A 26,673-nucleotide genomic window follows, 5' to 3' on the forward strand; every position below is an offset into this window, starting at 1 on the left:
GCGCCGCTCCTCGTCCAGACACCGCTCCCCGGGCGGGCCGCCGCTCGGGAGGCGGTGCCTCGCGGAGGAGCGCGGCGTCCCGGTACCGCAGGACCCGGCGGCCGCGGGCCCGCCGGTAGCATCGTCGGGTGATCAGCACCGTCCACCGCATCGGCGACCTCCGCGAGCGGCTGCAGGAGGCGCGGCGGGCCGGTCGGCGCATCGCGCTCGTGCCGACGATGGGCGCCCTGCACGCCGGGCACCTCGCCCTCGTCGAGCGGGCGCGCGAGCTGGCCGACGTCGTCGTCGTGTCGGTGTTCGTGAATCCGCTGCAGTTCGGCCCGACCGAGGACCTGGACCGCTACCCGCGCGACCTCGAGGGCGACACCGCCCTGCTCGATGCGGCCGGGGCCGACCTCCTCTTCGCCCCGGGAGTCGCCGAGATGTACCCCGACGGGCCGTCCTCGACCCGGGTCGTCGCGGGCGAGGTCGGCGGCCTCTACGAGGGGCGTGCGCGGCCGGGCCACTTCGACGGGATGCTCACCGTCGTCGCCAAGCTCCTCGGCATCGCGCAGCCGGACGTCGCGGTCTTCGGGCAGAAGGACGCGCAGCAGCTGTTCCTCGTGCGCCGCATGGTCCGCGACCTCGACCTGCCCGTCGCGATCGAGGGCGTCGGCATCGTGCGGGAGGAGGACGGGCTCGCCCGCTCCAGCCGCAACCGCTACCTCGACGAGGAGCAGCGCCGCGCGGGCCTCGCGCTGCCGCGCCTCCTCGCGGCCGCCGCAGGAGCCGCCGACCGCGGTGCCGCCGCGGCGATCGAGGCCGCCGAGGCCGTCGCCCACGCCGAGCCGCTCGTTAGGCTGGACTACCTCGTCGTCGTGGACCCCGCGACGCTCCTCCCGGTCGACGCCGACCACCGCGGCCCAGCACTCGTGCTCGTCGCCGCGATCGTCGGCACCACCCGCCTCCTCGACAACGCCCCGATCCTGCTCGCCTGATCGCGGCCGTCCGCCCCGAACCGAAAGCACCGCGACCCCTCATGGCCGACACCCCCGACGTCCCCGAGACCACGACCCCCGCCGCCGAGCAGGCCGCCTCCGAGCAGGCCGCAGCCGAGCGCGCCGCGCAGCAGGAGGCCTCCGAGCAGAAGGCCGTCCGCCTCGCCAAGCGCGAGCGCCTGCTCGAGCTCGCGGGCGACGACCTCGGCGCCGGCGCCTACCCCGTCGCGGTCGGAGTCACCGACACCATCACGGCGGTCCGCGCGCGCCACGAGGGCATCGAGCCGGACGTGAAGACCGGCGAGCGCGTCGGCCTCGCGGGCCGCGTGGTGTTCCAGCGCAACACGGGCAAGCTCTGCTTCGCGACGCTGCAGGCCGGCGACGGTGAGCGGATCCAGGCCATGGTCTCGCTCGGCGACGTGGGCGAGGAGTCCCTGGCGGCGTGGAAGGAGCTCGTCGACCTGGGCGACCATCTCTTCGTCGAGGGGGAGGTCATCTCGAGCAAGCGCGGCGAGCTGAGCGTGTGGGTGTCGGAGTGGACGATCGCCGCGAAGGCGATCCTGCCCCTGCCGAATCTGCACAACGAGCTCGGCGACGAGACCCGGATGCGCCAGCGCTACCTCGACCTGATCGTGCGCCCCCAGGCCCGCGAGACGGTCGTCACCCGCGCCCGGGTGAACGCCTCCCTCCGCGACACCTTCGCGGCGCACGAGTTCCTCGAGGTCGAGACTCCGATGCTGCAGGTGATGCACGGCGGCGCGTCCGCCCGCCCCTTCGCCACGCACTCCAACGCGTTCGACACCGAGCTGTACCTGCGCATCGCGCCCGAGCTGTACCTCAAGCGCGCCGTCGTCGGCGGGATCGACCGGGTGTTCGAGATCAACCGCAACTTCCGCAACGAGGGCGCCGACTCCACCCACTCGCCCGAGTTCGCGATGCTCGAGGCGTACCAGGCGTACGGCGACTACACCTCGATCGCCGACCTCACCCAGGAGCTGATCCAGAACGCGGCGCAGGCCGTCGCGGGCTCGCACGTGGTCACCTGGGCCGACGGCACCGAGTTCGACCTCGGGGGCCGGTGGGACCGCATCTCGATGTACGAGAGCCTGTCGCTCGCGGCCGGCATCGCGATCACGCCGGAGACGGAGCTCGCCGAGCTCGAGACCCTCGCCGCGCGCGAGGGCGTCGAGGTGCACGTCCCCACCCACGGCAAGTACGTCGAGGAGCTGTGGGAGCACTTCGTGAAGGGCGGCCTGACGCGTCCGACCTTCGTGATGGACTTCCCCGTCGACACCTCGCCGCTCGTGCGCGCGCACCGCAGCATCCCGGGTGTCGTCGAGAAGTGGGACCTCTACGTCCGCGGCTTCGAGCTGGCCACCGGCTACTCCGAGCTGGTCGACCCGGTCGTGCAGCGCGAGCGCTTCGTCGAGCAGGCCCGACAGGCCGCCGCGGGCGACGACGAGGCGATGCGCCTGGACGAGGACTTCCTCCGCGCCCTCGAGCACGGCATGCCCCCCACCGGCGGCATGGGCATGGGCATCGACCGCCTCCTGATGGCGATCACCGGCCTCGGGATCCGCGAGACGATCCTGTTCCCGCTCGTCAAGTAGGGTCGCAGGAGCCGCGCGCGCGGCCGGCGAGGGGGAGACATGGTCAGGGCATCGAGCATCGTCGCGGCCGTCGCAGCGGGCGTCCTCACGATCGCGCAGTTCGGAGTGGGGACCGCGGTCGCCGCGAGCGTCGTGACCTCCTCCGGCGACGTCGGCACCGCACTGGCCGACCGGCGGGCCGCCGAGGCGTTCACGCCCGACCCCACGATCGCCGGATTCGCGGAGCGGACCGCCATGTCCGACCGCGGCCGCGCCCTCTACTACGCGTCGAGCCCGTCGGTCGAGCCGACCGCCGGCTTCAACGACCTCTGCGGCTACGGCGCCTCCGACGACATCGTCCTCGGCTGCTACACCGGCACCAGCATCTACATCTCGGACGTCGCCAACCCCGACCTCGACGGGATCCGCGACGTGACGGCGGCGCACGAGATGCTGCACGCCGCCTGGGTGCGGCTCGACGCGGAGGAGCAGGCCGAGCTGGGCGACGAGCTCGAGGCCGCCTACGAGACCCTCCCGCAGGACGGCACGATCGCCGAGCGCCTCGAGCTGTACCGCACCGGCGGCCTCGGCGAGCGCGTCAACGAGCTGCACTCGATCCTGGGGACCGAGGTGGCCGACCTTCCGCCGGCGCTCGAGGCGCACTACGCCGAGTTCTTCGACGACCGCTCCGTCGTCGTGGGACTGAACGCCCGCTACGAGGCGGTCTTCACCGATCTCGAGAACCGCATCGAGGACCTGGTCTCCCGGATCGAGACGATGTACGCCGACCTCACGGCGCGGGTCGACGCGAACAACGCCGAGTACGACGCGCTCAACGTCGAGATCGACGACTTCAACTCGCGCGCCGACAGCGGCGACTTCGGATCGACGGCCGAGTTCGAGACGGAGCGCGCCGATCTGCTCGCCCGCAGCCAGGCCGTCGACGCCACCCGGGCCGCCATCGACGCGGACATCGCCGTGTACGACGGCCTGCGCTCGGAGCTGGAGGGCCTCAACTCCGACGCCGCGGCGCTGAACAAGTCGGTCGAGAGCCAGTAGCGCCCGGCGCCCGCGAAGGCCGCTGGGCGCACGGGTCCCCGGGCTCACGGCTCCCGCGCCGGTGCCGCGGGTAGGATCGCCGCATGGACTGGGAGCTGTGGAACCAGGGGCTGTGGGCCCTCGTGCCGACGATCACGGTCGGAGCCATCTTCTGGTTCGTGATGCGCGCCCTCATCCGCTCGGACCGCAACGAGCGCCGGGCGTACGACCGCATCGAGGCCCGCGAGCGCGAGCGCCGCGGCCTGCCTCCCCGCGACGCCTCCTGACCACCGCCGCCGCGCGGGTGCCTCCCGCGCCCGCTGCGCGGCCCCGCACGACGAACGAGGAGGCGCGGTGCCCGCACCCGACTGGGCCGTGATCCTCCCGATCGCGGCCGTCGTCGTCGAGCTCGTGGTCCGCGTGATCGCGGTGATCGTCGTGCCGCGGAACCGTCGTCCGACCACCGGCCTCGCCTGGCTGATGGCGATCTTCCTGATCCCGTACGTCGGCATCCTGCTGTTCCTCTTCATCGGGAGCTACCGGCTGCCGCGCAAGCGCCGCCGGAAGCAGCAGGAGATCAACCGGTTCATCCTGGAGTCGACCGACGGCATCGACCGCGTCGCCCGGGAGCACCCGTGGCCGCAGTGGCTGGAGTCGGTGGTCACCCTCAACCGCAACCTCGGCGCGATGCCGCTGGTCGGCGGGAACGACGCGCGCCTCCAGGGCGACTACGAGCAGACCATCCGCGCCATGGCCGCCGAGATCGACCGCGCCCGCCGGTACGTGCACTGCGAGTTCTACATCCTCGCCGCCGACTCGACCACGGCGCCCTTCTTCGACGCGCTCGACCGCGCGGTGGCCCGCGGGGTCCGGGTGCGGATCCTCCTCGACCACATCGCGTCGATCCGCGTGCCCGGCTACTACAGCGGCACGCACCGCCGGCTGCGCGCCCTCGAGCGGGCGGGCGCGTCGTGGTCGTACATGCTCCCCGTGCGGCCGTGGCGCGGGCAGTACCAGCGCCCCGACCTGCGCAACCACCGCAAGCTGCTGATCGTCGACGGCAACGCGGCCTTCATGGGCTCGCAGAACGTCGTCGACTCCAGCTACAACAAGCGCGGCAACATCCGCCGCGGCCTGCACTGGCACGACCTGATGGTGCGGCTCGAGGGGCCGGTGGTGCAGGGCATCAACGCCATCTTCATCACCGACTGGTACAGCGAGACCGACGAGCTGCTCCTGCGGGAGTCGGAGCCGATGGAGGCGCTGCAGCAGCGCGACACGATCGACTGCCAGGTGGTGCCGAGCGGGCCGGGGTTCGAGGGTGAGAACAACCTGCGCCTGTTCCTGACGCTGCTCTACTCGGCGCAGAAGTCGATCATCATCACCAGCCCGTACTTCGTGCCCGACGAGGCGATGCTCTACGCGATCACCACGGCGACCCGGCGGGGCGTGCACGTGGAGCTCTTCGTCTCCGAGATCGGCGACCAGGCCGTGGTCTACCACGCCCAGCGCTCCTACTACGAGACGCTGCTGACTGCTGGCGTGCGGATCTGGATGTACCGCAAGCCGACGATCCTGCACGCGAAGCACTTCACGATCGACGACGACGTCGCCGTGATCGGCTCGAGCAACATGGACATGCGCTCCTTCACGCTCAACCTCGAGGTCTCGCTGATGGTGCGCGGCTCGGAGTTCGTCGAGGACCTGCGCCAGGTGCAGCAGGACTACCGCGAGCACTCCTGCGAGCTGACCCTCCGCGAGTGGCGGCAGCAGCCCCTCCGCTCGACCCTGCTCGACAACCTCGCGCGGCTCACCTCGGCGCTGCAGTAGGGCTCTCGTACCCGCTGCGGGACGGCGGAGGATGCGGGCACCCGGCTCCTGGCGCAAGGGCCTGTGCGTGCCGCCGTCTCCCGCGTAGCGTCGGAGCGTCCTCAGCACCATCCGGTTCCGCCTGCTCGGCGCCGGGTTCGAGAAGGGAACGGACATGACGGCATCCCGTACGACGCGCATCCTCATCCTCGGCGGAGGCTACGTCGGCCTGTACACGGCCTGGGGTCTCGAGAAGAGACGGGGGGAGGCGCCGATCGACGTCACCGTCGTCGAGCCGAACCCCTACATGACCTATCAGCCGCTGCTGCCCGAGGTGGCCGGCGGGCACGTGCAGCCGCGCCACGTCACGGTGCCGCTGGTCACGGCGCTCAAGCGCACCCGGGTGATCCGCGGCGCGATCACCGGCGTGAGCCTCGCCGAGCGCAGCGCCACGGTCGCCGCTATGGACGGCTCCACCCGCACGCTCGAGTTCGACCAGGTCGTCTTCGCCCTCGGAGCCGTCACCCGCACCTTCCCCACGCCGGGCCTCGCCGAGCACGGCATCGGCTTCAAGACGGTGGAGGAGGCGGCGCACCTGCGCGACCGCGTCATCGAGAACATCGCGAAGGCGGCGCTCACCACCGATCCCGCCGAGCGCCGGCGCCTGCTGACCTTCGTCTTCGTCGGCGGCGGGTACACCGGCGTCGAGGCGCTGAGCGAGCTGCTCGACCTCAGCCGCAGGACCCTCGCCGCGCAGCCCTCGCTCTCGATGGGCGACGTCACCTGGCACCTCGTGGAGGCGCTGGACAGGGTCGCCCCCGAGGTCGGTCCCGAGCTGTCGAAATGGACGCTCGACCACCTCCGCTCGCGCGGCGTGCACGTGCACCTGAAGACGACGATGCCCTCCTGCGAGGACGGCGTCGCGGAGCTCTCCTCGGGCGAGCGCATCCCGACGGCCACGATCGTGTGGACCGCCGGCGTGAAGCCGAATCCGATCCTCGACGCGACCGACGCCCCCCGCGGGCCGAAGGGCCACGTCATGGCGGATGCGCGCCTGCGGGTCATCCGCGAGGACGGCGAGCCGGTGGGCGGCGCCTGGGCGGCCGGCGACGGCGCGCAGGTGCCGGACCTCACCAGCGAGAAGCAGCCCGCGTACTACCCGCCGAACGCGCAGAACGCCGTCCGGCAGGCGAAGCTCCTGGCGCAGAACATCATCGCCGACCTCACCGGCGGCGTCGTGGAGGAGTACCGCCACGTCTCCGTCGGGACCGTCGCCGAGTACGGCATCGGCAAGGGCGCGGGCCTGATCAAGGGCGTGAAGCTGCGCGGCCTCCCCGCCTGGCTCGCGCACCGCGCCTACCACGGAGCGGCGATGCCGACCCTGGACCGCAAGTGGCGGATCATCACGGGCTGGCTCGTCGACGCCCTCACTCCGCGCGACCTCTCGCCGATGAGCGCGCTGCAGGATCCGCGCCGCGCCTTCCGAGAGACGGCCGAGGCCACCGACCGCGAGGCCGCCGCGAAGGCCGCCGCGAAGAAGGAGTCGGACGCGTCCTGACGCACCGGTGAGAGCGCGGGAGTCGCGGTGGTCGACCGTGACCACGGCGACGCCCGCGCTTCCGGCCGACGGCTCCGTCCCGCTCGCGACGCGGCGGCGCCTGCTCAGGCGCGGCGGCGCGGCTTGAGACGCACGGTCGGCAGCACGGGCGCGGGGAGCGCGCGTCCGCCGTACCCGTCGACGGTGCCGAACGGGCCCGCCGGATCCGCGCCGGCGATCACGTCGGACTGCCAGCGCTCGCGGGCGGTCGCCACGTCGTCGTGGCTGCGGCCGACGAAGTTCCACCACATCACCAGCTCCTCGGCGAACGGCTCGCCGCCGAGCAGCACCACGCGCGCTCCCGCGTCCCCGGCGGTCAGCACCAGGTGGGAGCGGCCGGGCGCCAGGTAGGCGAGGTCCGAGCGCGCGACGTCCGCGCCCTCGACCGCCACAGGGCCGGCGTCGACGAGCACGCCGTACTCCCACGACTCCTCCACCGGCAGCTCGACCCGGGCACCCGGCTCGAGATCGATCTGCGCGGCGACCAGCGGAGTGAAGGTGCTCGCGGGGACCGACGCGCCCAGCATCCCTCCGACGAAGACGCGCACCAGCGCGCCGGGCAGCTCCACGGGCACCCCGCGGTGGTGCTCGAAGAACGGATCGACGAGCCGCGCCTCCTCGGGCAGCGCGACCCAGAGCTGCACCCCGTGCAGGACGGGCGCGCCCCCGGTCGAGACCTCGGAGTGCGAGATGCCGCGTCCGGCCGTCATCAGGTTGAGCTCGCCGGGGCGCACCACGGCGAGGCTGCCGACGCTGTCGCGGTGCTCGATCTCGCCCTCGAAGAGCCAGCTCACGGTCTGCAGGCCGGTGTGCGGGTGCGGCGGGACGTCCATCCCGGCCTCCTCGCCGAGCCGGACCGGGCCGTAGTGGTCGGCGAAGCACCACGCGCCGATCGTCGACCGCGAGCGCTGGGGGAGGGTGCGGCGCACCTCGATCGCGCGCGGACCGCCGAGCGGGACGAGCCGCGCCTGCAGGATCTCGACCGCGCCGGGCTCGCGGGGGGCCGGGAACGCGGCGACGGGGAGCTCGTCGGGATGCTCCTCCAGGTTGCTCATGCGGGAAGTGTATGCCTTCGCATGGACCCGCGGACCAGAGCGCCGCCTGCACCCCTCCGGATCGCGTGCACGCCCAGGGCGAACAGGCCTGCTCACCGGGGGGAGCGCTGGTTACAGTCGACGTATCGGAGCCCACCCCTGCGGGTTCTGTAGGGAGTGAGAGCATGTTCGAGAGATTCACCGATCGCGCGCGGCGCGTCGTCGTCCTGGCCCAGGAAGAGGCCAAGATGCTCAATCACAACTACATCGGCACGGAGCACATCCTGCTCGGCCTGATCCACGAGGGCGAGGGAGTGGCCGCCAAGGCGCTCGAGTCCCTCGGGATCTCGCTCGACGCTGTGCGCGAGCAGGTGCAGGACATCATCGGCCAGGGGCAGCAGCAGCCGACCGGCCACATCCCCTTCACGCCTCGGGCGAAGAAGGTCCTCGAGCTGTCCCTGCGCGAAGCGCTGCAGCTCGGCCACAACTACATCGGGACCGAGCACATCCTGCTCGGCCTCATCCGCGAGGGCGAGGGCGTCGCCGCTCAGGTGCTGGTCAAGCTCGGTGCCGACCTGAACCGCGTGCGCCAGCAGGTCATCCAGCTGCTCTCCGGCTACCAGGGCAAGGAGCAGGTCGCCGTGGGCGGTGAGCAGCAGCAGCCTCAGGGGGGATCGCAGATCCTCGACCAGTTCGGACGCAACCTCACCCAGGCGGCGCGCGACAACAAGCTCGACCCGGTCATCGGGCGCGAGAAGGAGATCGAGCGGGTCATGCAGATCCTCTCCCGCCGCTCCAAGAACAACCCCGTCCTGATCGGCGAGCCCGGCGTCGGCAAGACCGCCGTCGTCGAGGGCCTCGCCCAGGCGATCGTGCGCGGCGACGTGCCCGAGACGCTGAAGGACAAGCAGCTCTACACGCTCGACCTCGGCTCGCTCATCGCCGGGTCCCGCTACCGCGGCGACTTCGAGGAGCGCCTGAAGAAGGTCACGAAGGAGATCCGCACCCGCGGCGACATCATCACCTTCATCGACGAGATCCACACCCTCGTCGGCGCAGGGGCCGCTGAGGGCGCGATCGACGCCGCCTCGATCCTCAAGCCGCTGCTCGCCCGCGGCGAGCTGCAGACCATCGGCGCGACCACGCTCGACGAGTACCGCAAGCACTTCGAGAAGGACGCCGCGCTCGAGCGCCGCTTCCAGCCGATCCAGGTCGCGGAGCCCTCGCTGCCCCACACGATCAACATCCTCAAGGGTCTGCGCGACCGCTACGAGGCGCACCACAAGGTGTCCATCACCGACGGCGCGATCGTCTCGGCGGCCAACCTGGCCGACCGCTACATCAGCGACCGCTTCCTCCCCGACAAGGCGATCGACCTGATCGACGAGGCCGGCGCGCGCCTGCGCCTCTCGATCCTCTCGGCGCCGCCGGAGCTGCGCGACTTCGACGACCGCATCGCCGTGGTCCGCTCCGCCAAGGAGGCCGCGATCGAGGACCAGGACTTCGAGAAGGCCGCGTCGCTCCGCGACGAGGAGAAGCAGCTGCTCGGTGAGCGCCTGCGCCTCGAGAAGCAGTGGAAGTCGGGCGACGTCAAGGCCACCGGCGTGGTCGACGAGGGCCTGATCGCCGAGGTGCTCGCCCAGGCGACCGGCATCCCGGTCTTCAAGCTCACGGAGGAGGAGTCCTCGCGGCTCGTCTTCATGGAGAAGGCCCTGCACCAGCGCGTCATCGGCCAGGAGGAGGCCATCGCGGCCCTCTCGCGGACGATCCGCCGCACCCGCGCGGGCCTCAAGGACCCCAAGCGCCCCTCGGGCTCGTTCATCTTCGCCGGCCCCACGGGCGTCGGGAAGACCGAGCTCGCCAAGGCGCTCGCCGAGTTCCTCTTCGACGACGAGAACGCGATGATCTCGCTCGACATGTCGGAGTACGGCGAGAAGCACACCGTCTCGCGGCTGTTCGGCGCCCCTCCCGGGTTCGTCGGCTTCGAGGAGGGCGGCCAGCTCACCGAGAAGGTGCGCCGCAAGCCGTTCAGCGTGGTCCTCTTCGACGAGATCGAGAAGGCGCACCCGGACATCTTCAACTCGCTCCTCCAGATCCTGGAGGAGGGTCGCCTGACCGACGGCCAGGGCCGTGTCGTCGACTTCAAGAACACCGTCATCATCATGACCACCAACCTCGGTGCTCGTGACATCGCCGGTGGTCCCGTCGGGTTCCAGATCGAGGGCGACAACGCCACCGGCTACGACCGCATGCGGGGCAAGGTCAACGAGGAGCTCAAGAAGCACTTCAAGCCCGAGTTCCTCAACCGCGTGGACGACGTCATCGTCTTCCCGCAGCTGTCGAAGCCCGAGCTGCTCCAGATCGTCGACCTCTTCATCAAGCGCCTGGGCGACCGTCTGCTCGACCGCGACATGACGGTGGAGCTGACGCAGCCGGCCAAGGAGCGCCTGATCGAGGTCGGGTTCGATCCCGCCCTCGGTGCGCGCCCCCTGCGCCGCGCGATCCAGCGCGAGATCGAGGACCAGCTGTCCGAGCGGATCCTGCACGGCGAGCTCGGCGCCGGAGACCACATCCACGTGGACTTCGCCGACAACGCGTTCGTCTTCACCACGACCCCGCGACTGATCTCGATCAGCGCCGGTGCGTCCACGGGAGCGGCCACGGCCGGCCCGGCGACGCCCGACCTGATGTCGTAGCAGCCTCCCGATCGACCCCGTGCCCGTCCCCTCTCGCGAGGGGGCGGGCACGTCGTCGTTCAGGGGCGGGCGTCCGCTCGCAGGATCCCGCGCCCGGTGCGGCCTAGGCTTGTCGAATGGCCGATTGGAAGTACCCGGTGCGCCGCGCGCGCACGAGCGATGTCCCCTTCATCCAGGAGCTCAGCGAGCCGCTCGTCAACGAGCGCATCCTCCTGGGCAAGGACCGCGTGGTGCTCTACGGCGCCGTGCAGGAGTTCCGCATCGCGGAGGACGGCCACGGCACGGCGATCGGCTGCGGCGCTCTCCATGTGATGTGGGACGACATCGCGGAGGTCCGCACCCTCGCGGTCGCGCAGGACTGGCTCGGGAGGGGCGTGGGCCACCACATCCTGGAGCGCCTCGAGAACGACGCCCGCGAGCTCGGTCTGAAGCGCCTGTTCTGCCTCACCTTCGAGGTCGACTTCTTCACCCGCCACGGCTTCGAGCCGATCGGCGAGAAGGTCGTCGACCCCGAGGTCTACGCCGAGCTGCTGCGCTCTCCTGACGAAGGTGTCGCTGAGTTCCTCGACCTCGCCCGGGTGAAGCCGAACACGCTCGGCAACACCCGCATGCTGAAGACGCTCTGACCGTCGCCACGTCGTAGCCTGTCCCGGTGACTCCGCCGCCCCGCCGCCTGCCCTCCCGGGTCTATCGGCGACGCCGCGCCGGAGTGCTGCTCGCGCTGGTCGTCATCGTCGCGGGTCTGGCGGTCGTGCTGTCGCTGCTCCCGCGGATGACCGGGTCGGACGCCGAGCCGAGCCCGACGCCGACCGTCGCGCTCCCGACGCTCTACCCGACCACCTCGCCCGGGGCCACGCCCGGAGCGGCCCCCGCGTGCACGGCCGACTCGGTCGCGGTCACCGCGGTCACGGACGCCACGAGCTACGCGCCCGGCGAGGATCCGCAGCTCTCGCTCTCGCTGGCCAACATCTCCAGCACCGACTGCGTGATCGACGCCGGCACCAGCACGCAGGTCTTCACGATCACGAGCGGCTCCGAGCAGATCTGGACCTCGACCGACTGCCAGACCGGCGCGGCCGACCTCCCGGTGCTCCTTCAGGCCGGCCGCTCGGTGACGGGCAGCGCGCTGACCTGGGACCGGACGCGCTCCTCCGCCGACACCTGCTCCGGCGGACGCGAGGCGGTCGAGGCGGGCGGCGCCGCCTACAACCTGTCGGTGTCGGTCGCCGGCATCCCCTCGGGCTCGCCGACGCAGTTCCTCCTCCAGTAGTCCGCCCGGGGGACGTGCCGGGCGTGCGTCGGCGCGTAGCATCACAGGCATGTGGGGGCTGCTCGGCACGATCCTGTCCGCCTCGACCGGCCGGGCGGGGGTGGTCGCGCGGCGAGCGGCGGCCGTGGCCCTCGCGATTCCGCTGCTGGTCGGTGGAGCGGCGGCGCAGGCCGTGGCGGCTCCGCAGGCCGTGGCGGCTCCGCGGCCCGTCGCGGGCGTCGTGCGCGCGGATGTGGACGACTTCCGGTTCTCGGAGTACTCGGCCGACTTCCGCCTCGACCGAGACGAGGAGGGCCGCTCGACGCTGACCACCGTCGAGACCTTCGTCGCCGAATTCCCGCCGTCGCAGAACCGCGGCATGCAGCGCGCGATCCCACTCGACTACGAGGGGCACCCGACCGACGTCGACCTGGTGTCCGTCACCGACGGCGACGGAGCGGCGCGGCCGGTCGACACCGAGCGCGAGGACGGCTTCCTCCTGGTCACCAGCGCGGCGGACGAGTTCGTCAGCGGCAGCCAGACCTACGTCTTCACCTACACGCAGCACAACACGACCCTTCCGGGCTCCGGCACCCGCAGCGGCGAGGACGAGTTCTACTGGGACGTCAACGGCACGGGCTGGCGCCAGTCCTTCGACCGCTACGACGTGCGCGTCGAGCTCGCGGGGTCGCTGGGCTCCGCCGCGACGGGGACCGTCAGCTGCTACCGGGGGCCGGGGGGCTCGACGACGCCCTGTCCGATCGGCCGCGACGGCGCGGTCGTCACGGCATCAGGGGAGTCGCTGGCTCCGGGGGAGAACGTGACCGTGGCGATCGGCTTCGCCCCCGGGACCTTCACGCCGCGCGACGACCGCTACCTCGCCTCGAGCTGGTCCTGGGTGCAGCTGGGCGGCCTCGCCGCGGTCCTCATCGGCCTCGGGTTCGCGGTGCGGCGCCGTCGGACGGTGCTCCGCGACGCTCCGGGCCGGCCGACCGTGGTCGCCGAGTACGACCCGCCCGTGGAGGGGCTGTTCCTCTCCGCCGCACTGCTCCGGAAGACGGCGAAGGCGCCCGCCGCCGGGCTCCTGGACGCCGCGGTCCGCGGCCTCGTGCGCATCGAGGAGACGGGGGAGGGGCGGAAGCAGGAGTACGCCGTGCGGGTGCTCGACCCCGCGACGACGCCCACGCGACGCGCGGGACGCCCGCGGCCCCTCGCCTCCGACGACCGCGAGTTCCTCGACATCGCCGTGGGCCGGGAGCCCGGTGCGGTGCGCGAGCTCTCGGGCAAGGACAAGGCGTTCGGCAAGGCTGTCACGCAGTTCCGGACTGCCCTGGGCAATCGGGTGACCGAGACGGGACTGAGACGGGCCGGGACGATCGGCGGGAGCGTCCTCGTCCTCGTGCCGCTGCTGCTGGGAGTGATGGCCGCCTTCGTGGGTGCGATCCTCCTGATGACCGGCTCCTTCGGCGGCCCGCTCCCGCTCGTGCTGATGCTGGTCGCGATCATTGCGGCCGTCGTCGGGACGATCCTGGTCTCGAGGGTGCCGCTCACGGCGGCGGGTGCGGAGCTGCGCGACCACCTGCGGGGCCTCGAGCTGTACATCCGGCTGGCCGAGGCCGACCGGATCGCGATGCTGCAGTCGCCCCGCGGAGCGGACCGGCGCTCGGTCGGCCCGGTCGAGGTGGTGGAGGTGACGGAGCGCCTGCTGCCGTGGGCCGTGCTGTTCGGGCTCGAGAAGGAGTGGTCGGCGGAGCTCGCGTCGGCCTACGAGCGCACCGGCGAGGAGCCGGTCTGGTACTACGGGCCGAACGGCTTCCACGCGGCGGCCTTCGCCGGCAGCGTGTCCTCGTTCTCGTCGTCCACGTCGAGCTACGTCGGGTCCTCGTCGAGCTCCTCGAGCGGCGGCGCGGGCGGCGTCCAGTCCGGAGGTGGCTGGGGCAGAGCGGCGTCGTGCGCGGTCGCGGGAAGTCGTCGGGTCGCATCCATGGAGTCGCTGGGCGCATCAGCGCTGACCCCTCTCGGCGGATTGCCTCGCCACCCGCGACTCTCAGCGGTGGACGGGTGCCTGTGCTGCGTGCCGGGTGCGGGGTCGTCAGTGCGTGGGGACCCGCTCCGGACGGATGCGCTCGGGCACGGGGACGAGCGCGTGGGTGATCGCGCTCGAGAGGGTGAAGGCGCTGGAGTCGAGGTGCGAGGAGTGCCCGAGGCGGGTCGCCTCGGAGGCGCGCTGCTTCGCTCCGGAGGCGGGCCGGATGTCTCCTGAGAGGCTGATCTCGCCGAACGCGGCGATCCCGGGCCGCAGCGGCGTGTAGGCGTGGGCGGAGGCGATGGCGACCGCGATCGCCAGGTCCGCCGCCGGCTCCATGAGCTTCACGCCACCGACGGTCGACACGTAGACGTCGCAGCGCCGCAGGGGGATGCCCGCCTGGCGCTCGAGGACCGCGAGGATCATCGCGACCCGGGACGCGTCGACTCCGTTCGTGACGCGGCGGGGGTGCTCACCGTCGTTCGCGATCACGAGCGCCTGGATCTCGACGGGGAGCGCGCGGCGCCCCTCCATCGCGACGGTGACGCAGATGCCCGGGGTGGGGAAGCGCGTGCGGCTGAGGAACAGACCGCTCGGGTCGGGGATCTCGGCGATGCCCTCGGCGGTCATCTCGAAGCAGCCCACCTCGTCCGTCGGGCCGAAGCGGTTCTTGAGGGAGCGGACGAAGCGCAGCGCCGTCTGCCGGTCGCCCTCGAAGTGGCAGACCACGTCGACCAGGTGCTCGAGCAGGCGCGGCCCCGCGATGGAGCCGTCCTTCGTGACGTGTCCGACGAGCACGAGGGGGAGTGCCCGCTCCTTGCAGACGCGGATGAGGGTCGCGGCGACTTCGCGGACCTGGCTGGGACCGCCGGGCAGGCCGTCGACGGTGTCGCTCGCGACCGTCTGCACCGAGTCGACGATGAGCAGGTCCGGTCGGACCTCGTCGATCTGACCGAGGACCGTGGCGAGGTCGGTCTCGGCCGCGAGGAAGAGGCTGTCGTGCATCGCGCCGGTGCGCTCGGCCCGCATGCGGACCTGCGCGGCCGACTCCTCAGCGCTGACGTAGAGGACCCGCTGGCCCTCGGCCGCGGCCCGGCTCGCGACCTCGAGCAGGAGGGTCGACTTGCCCACGCCGGGCTCTCCCGAGAGCAGCACGACCGCGCCGGAGACGATCCCGCCGCCGAGCACGCGGTCGAGCTCGCCGACGCCGGTGGGGCGGTGCGCCGCCGACGTGGTCTCGATCTCGGTGATGGGCCGGGCGATGCGGCCGGCGGCCGGAGCCACCGCGGCGACCGCGCGGACGAGGCCCGTGCGCTCGGTGCTCTCGATCACGGAGCCCCACTGCTGGCACTCGCCGCAGCGGCCGACCCACTTCGCGGTCGTCCATCCGCACTCCGAGCAGCGGTAGGGGGCGGTGCGCGTCTTCGAGGAGGCCATGAGGTCCTTTCGGGGCGGAGGAGGGGGACGAGCGCGACGCTACGGGGGACCCCCGACACCGTCGCTCGTTCGAACGTGTCTTCGACAGTACCGCCGACCACCGACGACGGGAGCGGGGCGCGCCAGGCGGGGGAGAGGTCTCGTGGAGGCCGGCTGTGGAGGAGCGTCGACGCGGAGGAGCGCAGGCGGCGGATCGCGCCACGGAAGACGGCTCCGCCCCGAGCGCCGCCCGGTCGGCGTCGGACGTCTGCGGGAGACTGGGGGCATGTCCTCGACAGTGCACGTCCTCAAGTCCGGCCGCTCGATCGGCGTCAGCTGGTCCGGCATCGAGGGCGCCGAGCGGGTCGTCGTTCTGGCGCATCCCGCTCCCGGCTCCTCGGACTTCGACCCCGACCCGGAGGCGACCACCCGCCACGGCGTGCGCCTGCTCTCGTTCGACCGCCCGGGCTACGGCGCCTCCTCCCTCCTGACCGACCTCGACCCCGCCGGAGCGGGCGTCGGAGCCAGCCCCGAGCAGGCCGCCGCCGACATCGCCGAGTACCTCGCGACCGTCGGCATCGCCTCCGTCAGCGCCGCCGGCTGGTCGGCGGGAGGTCGAGTGGCCCTCGCGCTCGCCGCGAACTACCCCGGTCTCGTGGAGCGCGTCGCCGTGATCGGCACGCCCGCTCCCGACGACGCCGTGCCGTGGGTGGGCGACGAGAACCGCACCGAGCTCGCCCGCCTCGCGACCCTCCCGCTCGACGAGGCCGTCCGCTCGCTCACCCGCACCCTCGAGGGCGCCTTCGGTCCGACGCCCGCCCCCGACGCCCTGCTCGGGATGCTCGGCTCCGGCGACGCCGACGCCGCGGTGCTCGAGACCCCCGGCGTCCGCGAGCGCCTCTCGCGCATGCTCGAGCGCGCCGTCGCCCAGGGCACGCTCGGCATGGCCGCCGATCTCATCGGCTACGGCGTGCAGGACTGGGGCTTCGCCGTCGAGTCCGCCGAGCCGCCAGCGCTCCTCCTCTACGGCGCCGAGGACGCGGTGGCCGGCCGCCGCCACGCCGAGTGGTACGCCGCTCGCCTGCCCGACTCCCGACTCGAGGTGGTGGCCGGCCGCGGCCACCTGCTCGCGATCCCGGAGTGGGACCGCGTGCTCGGCTTCCTCCTCCCCGCCTGACCGCCGTCCGTCCGCTCGATTGGCGCGACTTCCGGCCGTCGCGTACACTCGACCCCGGTACCGTGTCCGAGCGGCCGAAGGAGCATGTCTCGAAAACATGTGTGGGCTTGCGTCCACCGTGGGTTCAAATCCCACCGGTACCGCCACTGTGAGGCCCTCTACTTCTGCGGAAGTAGGGGGCCTCAGTCGTTCGCGGTCGGCGGGGCTCCGACGTCCGTCGGTCCGCGGGCGCGATCCGACGGACGTCGACTCCCGCCGCTTCCTCGAGCGGGCCTGCTCAGGAACCGCCGACCGCAGGCCAGTCCGTCGTCAAGAACGCCTCGACGGCGCGATGCCGGAAGCGGTATCGGGGGCCGCGCCTGATGATCCCGCGCACGCGGTCCAGCCGCTGCGACGTGGTGCCGGCGTCGGTGGCTTTCGCGAATCCCGCGCCGTTCGCGATCGTGGACAGGGTCCTCTCCTCGACCGGCAGTCCGGCCATCGCTTCGAGGAATTCGCGCTCGCGCTGCGGAAGGCGGTCGAGGATGCGCTCCACATGGGCGGTCGCCTCCTGTTCCGCCGCCGTCCACCCGTCGAGGACCTCGCTCCGGGTGATCAGCTCTCCCGTACCCGCGTACCACGCCCGCTGGCCGGCGAGCTGGAAGAGGAAGGGCTCACCCTGGCAGAGATGGATGATCGTCTCGGCCGCATCGGGGGCCATGCGGATCCGGCTGAAGCCGCCCTCGTCGTTCGTCACCTCCCACCCGTCGGTGACGAATGGACGCAGCGCACTTCGCAGGTCGTCGTCGTCGATCGGAGCCAGCACCGTTGTCTCGAAGCGGCGGGTGAAGGTCGCGCCCTTCCGCGCGGTCGAGTCCTCGAACTCCGGCAGGCCCGTCAGATACACCGCGATCGGAAGCGACCGGGTGATCAGCAGGCCGCCGGGCGCCTCCACCTCGACCTCGTGGGTGATCACGTCCCCGAGCGCGATCAGCACCTGCGAGAGCTGCTTCTCGTCGGTGATGTTCTGAATCTCGTCGAGATGGATCAGAACGACCCTGTCGATCTCGATCGCCTTGCGGCCGATCTCGACGAGGAGGTCCGACAGAGCTGTGTGAGGCTCTTGGCCCTCCTGCGATTCTCGGAGAGCGAGCGAGTACCCGCTGACGGCTATCGACTGCACCCGAGCGAGCAGAGTCGCGATCCTCTTCTCCGCCCGTGCTGAGATCCCTGCCTTGTCGGCGAGGTTCAGGCACTCGCTCGCGAGTCGCTTGATCACGTCCGTGCCCAGCGCGATGCGGATCTGAGGAGTGACCAGGTCTCCGCGAGCCGCCGCGTCGGCTGCGATGCGTCGCACGAGGGTCGACTTGCCCAGACCCGGTTCGCCGAGGATCGTCCGACCGCGCTCGAAGAGCCCACTGGACAGCCGGGGACGCAGAACGTCGCGCCAGTCGCTGAGTTGCCGGACGCGACCCGCCCAGACGGCGGGCACGACATCGGAGCCGGGCTGGAAGGGATTGCTCAGAGCACCTCGCACGCTGGTAAATTTACCACGCTGCTTGTTCGGGCGGTAAAATTTACCGGCTCGATCGTCCCGCTGCTGGTCGAACGGACCACAGGAGCCGGGCCCTTCCTCCTCGGCGGTCGCGACGAGCAGGTCAGCCCGCGCGGAGCAGCCAGGAGCGGCCGGCGCGCAGGGCCCGGTACAGGCGCCCGACGGCGTGGTCGGCTTCGGCCGAGCCGACGTCCGAGAAGGAGCCCGCGCCGCCCCAGAGGCCGAGCGCCTCGGCGGCCGCTGCCCGGAGGTCCCGGTGGGTCGTCACTCCGGCGAACAGTCCGTCGAGCCAGTCGGCGGCACGGGTACGCGACGTGTCGTCCTGAGCCCGCGCGACGTCGCGCACCTCAGCGACCGCCGCCGTGATCTCGGCGAGCACGGCGGCGGTCGTGCGGTCCATGCTCCTGAGCCTAGGAGCGGGAGCGCTGCGACGCGGCGTGGGTCAGGAGCGTCGCCACGACTCCGACGAGCACGCCCAGCGCGGTCTCGAGCGCCCGGTCGCGCAGCAGCACGAGCTCGTCGACGGGGTGCGCGAGCTCGACCATGAGGATCGCGAGCGGAGTGACGAAGGCGAGGGTCAGGCCGTAGTTGCGGCCGACGACGAGCTCGGCGGTCATCTGGAGGAGCACCACCACCACGATCACCGCGAGCGGGGAGAGCGGCAGTGCCAGGAGCGCGGCCGCGATCAGGACACCGACGATCGTGCCGAGCATCCGGTGGCCGGCGCGCACGAGGCGGGCGCCGGCGTCCGCTCCCGAGACGGCGGCGACGGCGGAGACCATCGCCCAGTAGGGATGACCGAGGCCGGTCGCGGTCGGGATGACGCCCGCTACCAGGACGACGGCGCCGAAGCGGAGCAGGGCCGCTCGGGTCGCAGGGCGGGCGGCGGCAGCGCGGAAGGAGGCGCGCCACGGCGTCGGGGCGAGGCGACGGGCGCGCGGAAGGGCGAGTCCGCTCAGGCCGACGACGAGGGAGAAGGCGGCGGAGCCCGCGGCCAGGGCGAAGGCGAGCGGGATGCGCGAGGGCTCGGAGGGAACGGATGCGCAGGCGGTGACGGCGAACACGGGGAAAAGCGGCCCGGGCGGGTGCCAGTGCAGGGCGTCGCTGAGGTAGACGGCGGCGACGGTCACGGCGACCACCACAGGGATGATCAGCCAGTCGCGGTGAGGGGAGAGGGAGACGACGGTGCCGAGGGTCACGGTCGCGACGAGGAACGCGGCGGCCGACAGCTGCATCAGCAGGCGCGGCCGGTGGGTGTGCTGGCGACCGTAGAGGGCCGTGAAGGCGCCGAAGGTCGCGTAGAGGGCGAGATCGGTGCGGCCGAGCGCCCAGAGGACGAGCAGGGGGACGGCGATCGAGACGCCGGCGCGCAGGGCGACGCGGTGGGCGCCGGCGTGCGGGCCGAAGGCGAGGAGATCGCGGGGGTGGGGCAGAACGGGGGTGGTGGCCATCGGGTCCTCTGATCGGGGTCCGAGCGGCGGCGGCCGGAGAAGTGGTTCACGGGTGAAGCAGATATACTTTACGCGTGAATCACTCTGAAAGCCAGCCGGGCGACGCGGTCGACGAGATCAGGGCGGGCTGGGCGGTGCTGCGACCCGAGCTCGACACCTCCGCCGTCGATGTCCTCGGGCGGGTGATCCGCGCCTCCGCACTGATCGTGCGGGCGACGGAAGAGCTGCTCGCCGCCCACGGGCTGACCCGCGGCGAGTTCGACGTGCTCTCCACGCTGCGTCGCGCCGGCACTCCGCAGTCGCCGACGACCCTCCGGACGATCGCCCTCGCCTCCGCGCCAGCGATCACCAAGCGCGTGCACTCGCTGGAGCGGCGGGGCCTGGTACGGCGCTCCGCCAACCCGGCGGACGGGCGCGGCTCGCTCGTCACGCTGACTCCCGAGGGGGAGGAGCTGGTCGACCGGGCCTTCCCCGAGGTGCTCGACGCCGAGCGGGCGCTGCTCTCGGGGGTGCCCGCCGATCGGCGGGCGGAGGCGTCGCGCTCGCTCCGCGCGGTGCTCGCGAGCGTCGAGGCGGCCGCGAGCCGGTGACCCGCACGGTGACCGCGAGGCGGTGGGCGCTCGCTACCGTGGTCCCATGCGCCTGACCTCGAGCTTCACCGTGCCGACGCGGCCGCCGGTGCTGCAGCTGGTCAAGACGGCGGCGGCCACGGTCGTCACGTGGCTCCTGGCTGCCGTCGTCTTCCCGGGGACGCTGCCCGTCTTCGGCGCGATCGCGGCACTCCTCGTCGTCGCGCCGAGCATCAACCAGTCGTTCTCCAAGGCCCTCGAGCGCTCGGTCGGCGTCATCATCGGCGTGATCGTCGGATCCGTGATCGGCACGGTGCTCGGCGGCGAGAGCATCATCGTGCTCCTCGCGATCGTTGCCGCGATCGCCGTCGGGTGGGCCGTGCGCCTGACCCCCGCCTCCGCGGTGCAGATCCCGATCAGCGCGATGCTCGTGCTCTCGGTGGGCGCGGTCACGCCGAACTACGCCCTCGACCGGATCCTCGAGACCCTGCTGGGCGCGGCCGTGGGAGTCGTCATCAACGTGCTCATCGTCCCTCCGGTCGTGCTGGCGCCGGCCGAGAGGGCGATCGGAGATCTCACCGCCCAGCTCGCGGCCGCACTCGACGACCTCGGCGACGCCCTCCAGGCCCCCGTCCCGCGACGCCGGCTCGACGAGCTGCTGATCAACGCCCGGCTGCTGCAGACCATGCAGAGCAAGGCGGAGGAGGCGATGGCGACCGGCGAGGAGTCCCTCCGACTCAACCCGCGCCGCTCCGCCCACCGCGATCGGCTGCTGGCCCTCGACTCCGTCGTCCCGCGGCTGGGGCGCATCGTGACCCGAGTCCGCGGCATGATGCGGACCGTGCACGACCTCTACGACGACGAGCTCGTCGGGGAGCCGACGATCGCCGACATCGCGGTCCAGCTGCACCGGGCCGCCCACGATCTGCGGCTCCTCGTGCAGTCCTCGGTCGACGTTCCCGAGCCGGAGGCGATCACGGACGAGCTGCCCGCTCTCACCGCGCCGCTCGTGATCGCGACTCCGCACCCGCAGCACTGGATCCTGCTGGGGGCGCTCGCCGAGGACCTGCGGCGCATCCGCGAGGAGATCGTCGGCGCGGAGTCCTGACGGGCGGGCGCCGAGGGGCGTCGGCGAGAGGGCTGCTCTCGCGGGGGCTCGGCGTCTCGCGGCACCGGACGTGCGGGGCGTGCTGGTCCGCGGTGATCAGTCGTCCTGCTCGCCGTCCTTCCTCGATCCGCCGCCCTCGACGAGCTCGCCCTCGCCCGGATCGGGAGCGGCCTGGTGCAGCGCATCGGGGTCGCTCGCCTCGGCGTGGAGGGTCTTGCCCTCGGCGATGAGGGAGTCGTCGTCCACGAGGATCCCGGCCAGCTCGGTGATGCGGCCCCGGAGGGCGCCGATCGGATCCTCGGTGGGCGCGTCCTCCTCGGAGTGGTCGACCTCCGAGTCGGGGTAGCGGCGGAGGGCGGCCTCGTCCCGGTCGGGCTGCGGGGCGCGGGCGTGCTCGACGCAGAGGCGCGCGACCTCCTCCGCGTGCGCGTGCATCACGGAGTGGGAGGCGTCGGGGATCTCCCAGGCCCGCGCGTGCGGCATCGACCGGGCGATCTCCTCCGCCCACTCGCGCGGCACGAGCCGGTCGAACTCGCCGCGGATGACGAGGGCGGACGCGCGGATCCGGGGGACGGTCTCCTCGATCCGGTAGTGCATCATCTCGGGCAGCACGCGGGAGAACCAGCGCGGACCGCAGAGGAGGTAGGCGCCCGCCGCGAGGATCGCGACCTTGAGCGGCTCCCGGACGCTCGACTGGGCGAAGCGGAGCGCGGCGGTCGGGAGGCGGCGCTCGTGCCGGTTCATCACCGGTCCGAGCAGGACGATGGTGGTGAGCTCGGGGCGGCGCGCAGCGAGCTCGGCCACCACCTGGGTCCCCATCGAGTGGCCGAGGACGACGGGATCGTCGAGGCCCAGCTCGTCGATGACGGCGCCGACCAGCTCGGCGTAGTCGCCGATGTCCATGCGCCGCGCGTCGATCGGGTGCGGCACGCCGCCGAAGCCCGGCAGATCGAGAGCGTGCACCGGGCCGAACTCGTTGAGCGCGGGCGCGAGGCGCTCGAAGTAGGTGGCCGCGACTCCGATCCCCGGCACGAGGACGAACGTGCGCTCTCCGTCGCGCCCCACGGTGCTCACCCGCGCCCAGACGTCGCGGTGGTGCACGCGCTGGACCGAGACATCGGTGCTGCGGGTGCGGCGGTGCGGATCCCGCCCTCGGGAGCGCGTGGTCGCGAAGACGTCGCGGACCCCGCGCCTCAGGGTGGTGGCGAGGGTGGGGAGGAGGTCGCTCGGGCGGAGCACAGGGCCTCCTTCGATCGGGGGAGTCGGTCGCTGCGAGCCTAAGCGCTCGCCGCCGGGCTCAGATCAGCATGTCGTCCGCCCTGTGGAGGATCAGACGGGCCGGCCCGGTGTGGAGGACGCCGTTCGTCAGGGGAGCGGTCCGGACGCCGCCGCGCCTCCGCATCGCCCGGAACGCCCCGGGGGCGAGCACGACGTCCATCCAGGCGCAGGGGTTGGCCGGTCGTCCGCCCTGGAACTCGATCCGCTCCCCGCCCTGCTCGATCGCGAAGGTACGGCCGGCGAGCGCGTCGACGTCGGCGCCGCGGACGATGATGTTGCGGCGGGTGTCGGCGGGGTCGAAGGGCCCTGCGCCGAGCTCGACGGCGATGTGCTCGAGGGTCTCGACCGCGAAGAGCGTGATCGCCGCGGGCCGGTGCGCGCGCTGGGCGAAGAAGCGGTCGCCGACGATGCCGAGGCCGGCGCGGATCTCGATCCGCTCGGGCTGCTCGTTGCCCTCGGACGGGACCGGGCCGTCGGCGGGGCGGCCCTCGTAGCGGTGCAGCGGAGAGACGACGAAGCCCACGAGCTCGATCGCGGCAGCCTCCATGAGCCCACGCTACGCCGTGCGGGGATGCGGCGGCGTCCGCCCGCCGGGAGGCTCCGCGGCGCGTTCCGAGGCTCCGCGGAGGAGGGGACGTCTCGGCGCTGCGGCGGCGTCCCGGGAGGGAGCCCTCGGCACCGCCGCCGTCGATTCGCGGAGGGGGCTCCCGGCATGTATAGTCGTACCTCGTTGCGTGCGCCTCTGGGTCACGCGATGGACTGCGCCCGTAGCTCAACGGATAGAGCATCTGACTACGGATCAGAAGGTTGGGGGTTCGAATCCCTCCGGGCGCACTCTGGTTGAGACAGAGCAGAACGGCCCGCTTCGGCGGGCCGTTCTCGTTTTAACGGTCGCGGAATCCACTGGCTGTCGGCGTCGGCCTCCCGGAGCGAGCAGGGCGACGGAACGGCCGTCCTCCGCCCCGCAGGACGCGTCCTCGTCGCGCCGTCGGCAGCGCCGACCGTCTACCGCCCGCATCCGCGATCAGTCCGCGCCCGCGTTCGAGGTCACTCCTCGCAGGTTCCACGATCACCCGTCGAGAGCGCGACCGGCTCTTCTCGCGCGCCGTTTCCTCCTCCACAGGGCTCATCTCGCGCCGTTCTCCACGGATGCACCCGTCCCGACCACGGGGACGTCTAACCGAGCAATACTCTTCTTCCGTGGGGCTGAACGGTCGCCGCCGACGCTGTGCGCTCGGTCGGCAGAGGAGAGGACATCGGATGAGTCGAACGGAACAGTCGGGGCGGGACGAGCGCGGACGACCCCGAGCGCGGACGGCGCGAGCGCTGGTCGGCACGACGGCGGGCTGCGTGCTCGTGAGCGGGCTGCTGGGTGGAGGCCTCGCGCCGCCGCCGGCCTTCGCCGCAGACGGTCCGCACACGACGATCGAGAACACCCTCCTGCAGGGGGGTGCGACGAACGCCGGAGTGACGACCGTCTCGGCCTGGGTCCAGAAGGGCGAGACGCTCCGGGTGGACCTGCACCCGCTCAAGGCGGGCTCGGGGACCGGCGAGGGCGAGACCGGTGGCGGTACCGCGCGGGTGACCGCTCCCGGCGGAGCCGTCCTCGACGAGCAGGACTTCGCGCCGGGAGCGGCGCCGTCGGTGTCCGCGGGCGGGGCGTTCACGGCGGACGAGACCGGCGTCTTCCAGATCAGGGTGTCCGACGACGACGTGACGGCTCCGGTGAACCTCGTCTGGAGCATCGGCGTCCAGGATGCGCGAGGCGCGGCGGTGGCCGGCCGGGTCTGGTCGAACTCCTATGCGATCCAGTCCGGGGCGAAGGAGTCCTACTCCTCGCCCGAGGAGCGGCGCTCCTCCTTCACGCTCCACGCCGTCACCGAGACGGGTGCCCGCTACGAGCTCGGGCTGCGCGGCTACGACGGGGTCGCCTCGACGGTCCAGGCCACGAACAAGGGCAACGTGAAGGTCGGGTCGTCCGACCCGTCCTACCTCTCGGTCCCCATGCCGCAGTCGAGCGAGGCGGGCGGCATCGGGGCGCAGTACGTGCAGGCGTCCGGACGCTCCGGAATCGACGGCCTGCAGACCTACAAGCTCTTCCTCGACCCGCCGTCGTCCGACCTGCCGGAGTCGATCGCTCCGGCCTATCGCGCACCGACGATCGAGGGTCTCGCCTTCCGCCGGTCGTCCGCGGGCTCCGACGAGGGCACGCTGACCGGCGTCCTCGGGACCCAGCCGGGCACCGTCGTCGTGGACGTCGACGTGGACGGGGACGGCTCCTACGACGGCGATCGCGACGTGCACCTCACCCGGATCGCGGGGACGACCGGTCCCTTCTCGGTCGACTGGGACGGACGGGACGCGAAGGGAGGGGCGGTCGACGTGACCGACCCCGACGTCACCTTCCGTGCCGCCGTCGGCCGCACGAACGAGTTCCACTTCACGCGCGTCGACGCCGAGACGTCCGCCGGCGGCGTGTCCGTGGTGCGGTCGACCGGCGGCGGCGACGACCCGTCGACGGTGCACTGGGACGACTCGCTCCTCGCCGGATCGAACTCGGAGCGGTACTCCGGAACCTCCGCGGCGACGTCCGGCGACGGCGGTACCGACTCGTCGGGCGGAGTGCACCGCTGGGAGGGCGACGACTCCGGACAGGGCCGCGTCCCCAACGCCAACGACTCGGTGCACGGCTCCTACGGCGACCTGCGAGCGATCGACGACTGGGCGTTCGGCTCGGACGGCGCGGTCGCGGTCGCACGCCTCGACCCGCTCGCGCCGCACGTGACCATCGCGAAGACCTCGTCGGTCGACTCCGCCACCCCGCTGCTCCGCGGCGCCCGCGTGCCCTACCGGGTGACGCTGACCTCGGACGGGACCGGGGACTACTCCGACGCCGCCGTCATCGACTACCTCGACAAGGGTGTGCTCGACGACGCCGAGCTCGACGCCGGCTCCCTCCGCGCCTCGCAGGGCACGGCCGCGATCGACGCGGAGACGGGGCGCATCTCCTGGGCGGCCGGCAGCCTGCCGGTCGGAGCGACTGCCGAGCTGACCTTCGACGTGATCGTGACGGGCGAGGGGGACCGCGCGCTGACGAACACGGCCTGCCTCGCCGATGCGCCCTTCGCTCCCGCCTCGTCCGGCACGGGGACCGACGCGAACCCCTGCGCCACCGTCCCGCACGACGTCGGCGAGGGGTCGCTCCTGATCCGGAAGACCGCGTCCCAGGCGAGCGCCGAGCACGGCGGCACGGCCGGCTTCGACATCGTCGTGGCCAACACCGGGTCGGTCGACGCGACGGACGTGACGGTGACCGACGTCCCGACGCTCGACCACCTGCTCGAGGCGACCATCGAGAACGGCGCCGGAGGAACGCAGCCGGCCACGGAACCCGTCACGGGTCTCGACATCCCCGCCGGCGGCCAGATGTCGCTGCACGTCAGCGGCCGGGTCGCCGACGGGTACGACGCGGCGACCCTGCCCAACCGCGTCTCGATCACCCACCAGCCCGACGGCTTCGACCCGCCGACGGTCGAGAACGCCTGCGTGGACGATGCGACGTCGTCCTGCGCCGAGATCCCGGTGCCGCCCGTCGAGGGCCGGCTCTCGATCGAGAAGACGGCGATCGAGGACCGGGTCGACCACGGCGGGCGCGCCGGGTTCCGGATCGTGGTCGCGAACGAGGGCGCTCGGCCGGCGGACGGGGTGACCCTCACCGACGTCCCCGAGCTCGCGCACCTGAGCGACGTCACGATCTCCCAGGACGGGGGCCCGGCCTCGTCCGACCTGACTGTCGAGAACCTGTCGCTGGCACCGGGAGCGTCGACGACCTTCACCGTGACCGGCCGGGTCGCCGACGGCGTGGACGCGTGGACCATCCCCAACCGGGCGCTCCTGACCGAGGTCCCGGAGGGCTTCGATCCGACGACCGTCCTGCAGCCGTGCGCGGACGACGGCGGAGCCAGCTGCGCCCACGTGGCGGTGCCCCCGGTCGGACTCGTGCCGACGGTCCTCGCCTCGACGGGAGCGGCGGCCGGGCCTCTCGCGGCCGGAGCCGGCGCTCTGCTCCTGGCCGGCGGCGCCCTGACCGCACTGCGGCGTCGCTCGACCCGCACCTCATGACAC

20 protein-coding genes, 2 tRNA genes and 1 pseudogene are annotated in these 26,673 nt (G+C 72.4%); 16 read left to right on the forward strand and 7 right to left on the reverse strand.

The annotated features are described in order from the left end of the window. The first annotated feature begins 128 nt into the window (after window positions 1-128). From panC to C5D08_RS12240, 6 genes are all read left to right on the forward strand, one after another. Window positions 129-977 carry a pantoate--beta-alanine ligase gene (panC, locus tag C5D08_RS12215; protein ID WP_104277260.1) on the forward strand — a complete coding sequence of 283 codons (849 nt, stop codon included), beginning with the start codon at window positions 129-131 and terminating at the stop codon, window positions 975-977. A 41-nt stretch (window positions 978-1,018) separates the two neighbouring features. Beyond that, window positions 1,019-2,587 carry a lysine--tRNA ligase gene (gene lysS / locus C5D08_RS12220; protein ID WP_104277261.1) on the forward strand — a complete coding sequence of 523 codons (1,569 nt, stop codon included), beginning with the start codon at window positions 1,019-1,021 and terminating at the stop codon, window positions 2,585-2,587. Between the two features lie 39 nt (window positions 2,588-2,626). After that, window positions 2,627-3,625 carry a hypothetical protein gene (locus tag C5D08_RS12225; protein WP_104277262.1) on the forward strand — a complete coding sequence of 333 codons (999 nt, stop codon included), beginning with the start codon at window positions 2,627-2,629 and terminating at the stop codon, window positions 3,623-3,625. An 83-nt stretch (window positions 3,626-3,708) separates the two neighbouring features. Continuing rightward, entirely contained in the window at window positions 3,709-3,891 is a 183-nt protein-coding gene (locus C5D08_RS12230) for a hypothetical protein (RefSeq protein WP_104224094.1), read from the forward strand. Window positions 3,892-3,958: 67 nt separating this feature from the next. Then, window positions 3,959-5,434: a cardiolipin synthase gene (gene cls, locus C5D08_RS12235; protein ID WP_104277263.1), complete on the forward strand. Its 1,476-nt coding sequence runs from the start codon at window positions 3,959-3,961 to the stop codon at window positions 5,432-5,434. A 154-nt stretch (window positions 5,435-5,588) separates the two neighbouring features. After that, entirely contained in the window at window positions 5,589-6,971 is a 1,383-nt protein-coding gene (locus C5D08_RS12240) for an NAD(P)/FAD-dependent oxidoreductase (RefSeq protein WP_104277264.1), read from the forward strand. Window positions 6,972-7,075: 104 nt separating this feature from the next. Here C5D08_RS12240 and C5D08_RS12245 read toward each other — a convergent pair whose 3' ends face one another. Then, a complete protein-coding gene (locus C5D08_RS12245) occupies window positions 7,076-8,065 on the reverse strand; it encodes a pirin family protein (protein ID WP_104277265.1) in 990 nt (329 codons plus the stop codon). 164 nt (window positions 8,066-8,229) lie between these two features. Here C5D08_RS12245 and C5D08_RS12250 point away from each other — a divergent pair, with 164 nt between their 5' ends. The 4 genes and pseudogenes from C5D08_RS12250 to C5D08_RS17375 form a co-directional block, all read left to right on the forward strand. Further along, window positions 8,230-10,740 carry an ATP-dependent Clp protease ATP-binding subunit gene (locus C5D08_RS12250; RefSeq protein WP_104277266.1) on the forward strand — a complete coding sequence of 837 codons (2,511 nt, stop codon included), beginning with the start codon at window positions 8,230-8,232 and terminating at the stop codon, window positions 10,738-10,740. A gap of 116 nt (window positions 10,741-10,856) precedes the next feature. Then, entirely contained in the window at window positions 10,857-11,366 is a 510-nt protein-coding gene (locus C5D08_RS12255) for an amino-acid N-acetyltransferase (protein WP_104234293.1), read from the forward strand. A gap of 26 nt (window positions 11,367-11,392) precedes the next feature. Further along, complete coding sequence (locus C5D08_RS12260) at window positions 11,393-12,010, forward strand: hypothetical protein (protein ID WP_104277267.1); 618 nt, start codon at window positions 11,393-11,395, stop codon at window positions 12,008-12,010. 49 nt (window positions 12,011-12,059) lie between these two features. Next, window positions 12,060-13,733: pseudogene (locus tag C5D08_RS17375) on the forward strand (DUF2207 domain-containing protein); the annotation flags it as partial. A 348-nt stretch (window positions 13,734-14,081) separates the two neighbouring features. On the opposite strand, the gene radA reads toward C5D08_RS17375, so the two are convergent. Continuing rightward, window positions 14,082-15,452: a DNA repair protein RadA gene (gene radA / locus C5D08_RS12270; protein ID WP_104224086.1), complete on the reverse strand. Its 1,371-nt coding sequence runs from the start codon at window positions 15,450-15,452 to the stop codon at window positions 14,082-14,084. Window positions 15,453-15,717: 265 nt separating this feature from the next. On the opposite strand from radA, the gene C5D08_RS12275 reads away from it, so the two are divergent. Continuing rightward, a complete protein-coding gene (locus C5D08_RS12275; RefSeq protein ID WP_181110241.1) occupies window positions 15,718-16,608 on the forward strand; it encodes an alpha/beta fold hydrolase in 891 nt (296 codons plus the stop codon). Window positions 16,609-16,664: 56 nt separating this feature from the next. After that, a tRNA-Ser gene (locus C5D08_RS12280) sits at window positions 16,665-16,754 on the forward strand. A gap of 131 nt (window positions 16,755-16,885) precedes the next feature. Here the strand turns inward: C5D08_RS12280 and C5D08_RS17380 are convergent. The 3 genes from C5D08_RS17380 to C5D08_RS12295 form a co-directional block, all read right to left on the reverse strand. Further along, window positions 16,886-17,584 carry a hypothetical protein gene (locus C5D08_RS17380; RefSeq protein WP_258067399.1) on the reverse strand — a complete coding sequence of 233 codons (699 nt, stop codon included), beginning with the start codon at window positions 17,582-17,584 and terminating at the stop codon, window positions 16,886-16,888. A gap of 661 nt (window positions 17,585-18,245) precedes the next feature. Continuing rightward, window positions 18,246-18,542: a hypothetical protein gene (locus tag C5D08_RS12290; RefSeq protein ID WP_104277271.1), complete on the reverse strand. Its 297-nt coding sequence runs from the start codon at window positions 18,540-18,542 to the stop codon at window positions 18,246-18,248. Between the two features lie 10 nt (window positions 18,543-18,552). Continuing rightward, the gene (locus tag C5D08_RS12295) at window positions 18,553-19,593 is read right to left on the reverse strand and encodes an FUSC family protein (RefSeq protein WP_104277272.1); all 1,041 of its coding nucleotides are present in this window, start codon (window positions 19,591-19,593) and stop codon (window positions 18,553-18,555) included. A 74-nt stretch (window positions 19,594-19,667) separates the two neighbouring features. Between C5D08_RS12295 and C5D08_RS12300 the strand changes: the two genes are divergently transcribed. Then, the gene (locus C5D08_RS12300; RefSeq protein WP_104277273.1) at window positions 19,668-20,183 is read left to right on the forward strand and encodes a MarR family winged helix-turn-helix transcriptional regulator; all 516 of its coding nucleotides are present in this window, start codon (window positions 19,668-19,670) and stop codon (window positions 20,181-20,183) included. 46 nt (window positions 20,184-20,229) lie between these two features. Then, complete coding sequence (locus C5D08_RS12305; protein ID WP_104277274.1) at window positions 20,230-21,270, forward strand: aromatic acid exporter family protein; 1,041 nt, start codon at window positions 20,230-20,232, stop codon at window positions 21,268-21,270. 96 nt (window positions 21,271-21,366) lie between these two features. Here the strand turns inward: C5D08_RS12305 and C5D08_RS12310 are convergent, their stop codons facing one another. Further along, the gene (locus C5D08_RS12310) at window positions 21,367-22,509 is read right to left on the reverse strand and encodes an alpha/beta fold hydrolase (protein WP_181110239.1); all 1,143 of its coding nucleotides are present in this window, start codon (window positions 22,507-22,509) and stop codon (window positions 21,367-21,369) included. Between the two features lie 58 nt (window positions 22,510-22,567). After that, window positions 22,568-23,095 (reverse strand): MOSC domain-containing protein, encoded by a 528-nt coding sequence (locus tag C5D08_RS12315; RefSeq protein WP_104277276.1) that lies wholly within the window; start codon window positions 23,093-23,095, stop codon window positions 22,568-22,570. Between the two features lie 214 nt (window positions 23,096-23,309). Here C5D08_RS12315 and C5D08_RS12320 point away from each other — a divergent pair. After that, window positions 23,310-23,382, forward strand: a tRNA-Arg gene (locus C5D08_RS12320). A gap of 426 nt (window positions 23,383-23,808) precedes the next feature. After that, the gene (locus C5D08_RS12325) at window positions 23,809-26,670 is read left to right on the forward strand and encodes a DUF11 domain-containing protein (RefSeq protein ID WP_146086134.1); all 2,862 of its coding nucleotides are present in this window, start codon (window positions 23,809-23,811) and stop codon (window positions 26,668-26,670) included. The last annotated feature ends 3 nt before the right edge of the window (window positions 26,671-26,673 follow it).

Origin of the sequence: Rathayibacter sp. AY1B6 (assembly GCF_002932755.1) — a bacterium.
GTDB lineage: Bacteria > Actinomycetota > Actinomycetes > Actinomycetales > Microbacteriaceae > Rathayibacter.

What these genes read in the sequence shown, in the direction of transcription:
- lysS (WP_104277261.1), top strand. Translation starts at nt 1,019, where the DNA reads ATGGCCGACACCCCCGACGTCCCCGAGACCACGACCCCCGCCGCCGAG.
- C5D08_RS12225 (WP_104277262.1), top strand. Translation starts at nt 2,627, where the DNA reads ATGGTCAGGGCATCGAGCATCGTCGCGGCCGTCGCAGCGGGCGTCCTC.
- C5D08_RS12230 (WP_104224094.1), top strand. Translation starts at nt 3,709, where the DNA reads ATGGACTGGGAGCTGTGGAACCAGGGGCTGTGGGCCCTCGTGCCGACG.
- C5D08_RS12240 (WP_104277264.1), top strand. Translation starts at nt 5,589, where the DNA reads ATGACGGCATCCCGTACGACGCGCATCCTCATCCTCGGCGGAGGCTAC.
- C5D08_RS12245 (WP_104277265.1), bottom strand. Translation starts at nt 8,065, where the DNA reads ATGAGCAACCTGGAGGAGCATCCCGACGAGCTCCCCGTCGCCGCGTTC.
- C5D08_RS12250 (WP_104277266.1), top strand. Translation starts at nt 8,230, where the DNA reads ATGTTCGAGAGATTCACCGATCGCGCGCGGCGCGTCGTCGTCCTGGCC.
- C5D08_RS12255 (WP_104234293.1), top strand. Translation starts at nt 10,857, where the DNA reads ATGGCCGATTGGAAGTACCCGGTGCGCCGCGCGCGCACGAGCGATGTC.
- radA (WP_104224086.1), bottom strand. Translation starts at nt 15,452, where the DNA reads ATGGCCTCCTCGAAGACGCGCACCGCCCCCTACCGCTGCTCGGAGTGC.
- C5D08_RS12275 (WP_181110241.1), top strand. Translation starts at nt 15,718, where the DNA reads ATGTCCTCGACAGTGCACGTCCTCAAGTCCGGCCGCTCGATCGGCGTC.
- C5D08_RS12290 (WP_104277271.1), bottom strand. Translation starts at nt 18,542, where the DNA reads ATGGACCGCACGACCGCCGCCGTGCTCGCCGAGATCACGGCGGCGGTC.
- C5D08_RS12295 (WP_104277272.1), bottom strand. Translation starts at nt 19,593, where the DNA reads ATGGCCACCACCCCCGTTCTGCCCCACCCCCGCGATCTCCTCGCCTTC.
- C5D08_RS12305 (WP_104277274.1), top strand. Translation starts at nt 20,230, where the DNA reads ATGCGCCTGACCTCGAGCTTCACCGTGCCGACGCGGCCGCCGGTGCTG.
- C5D08_RS12315 (WP_104277276.1), bottom strand. Translation starts at nt 23,095, where the DNA reads ATGGAGGCTGCCGCGATCGAGCTCGTGGGCTTCGTCGTCTCTCCGCTG.
- C5D08_RS12325 (WP_146086134.1), top strand. Translation starts at nt 23,809, where the DNA reads ATGAGTCGAACGGAACAGTCGGGGCGGGACGAGCGCGGACGACCCCGA.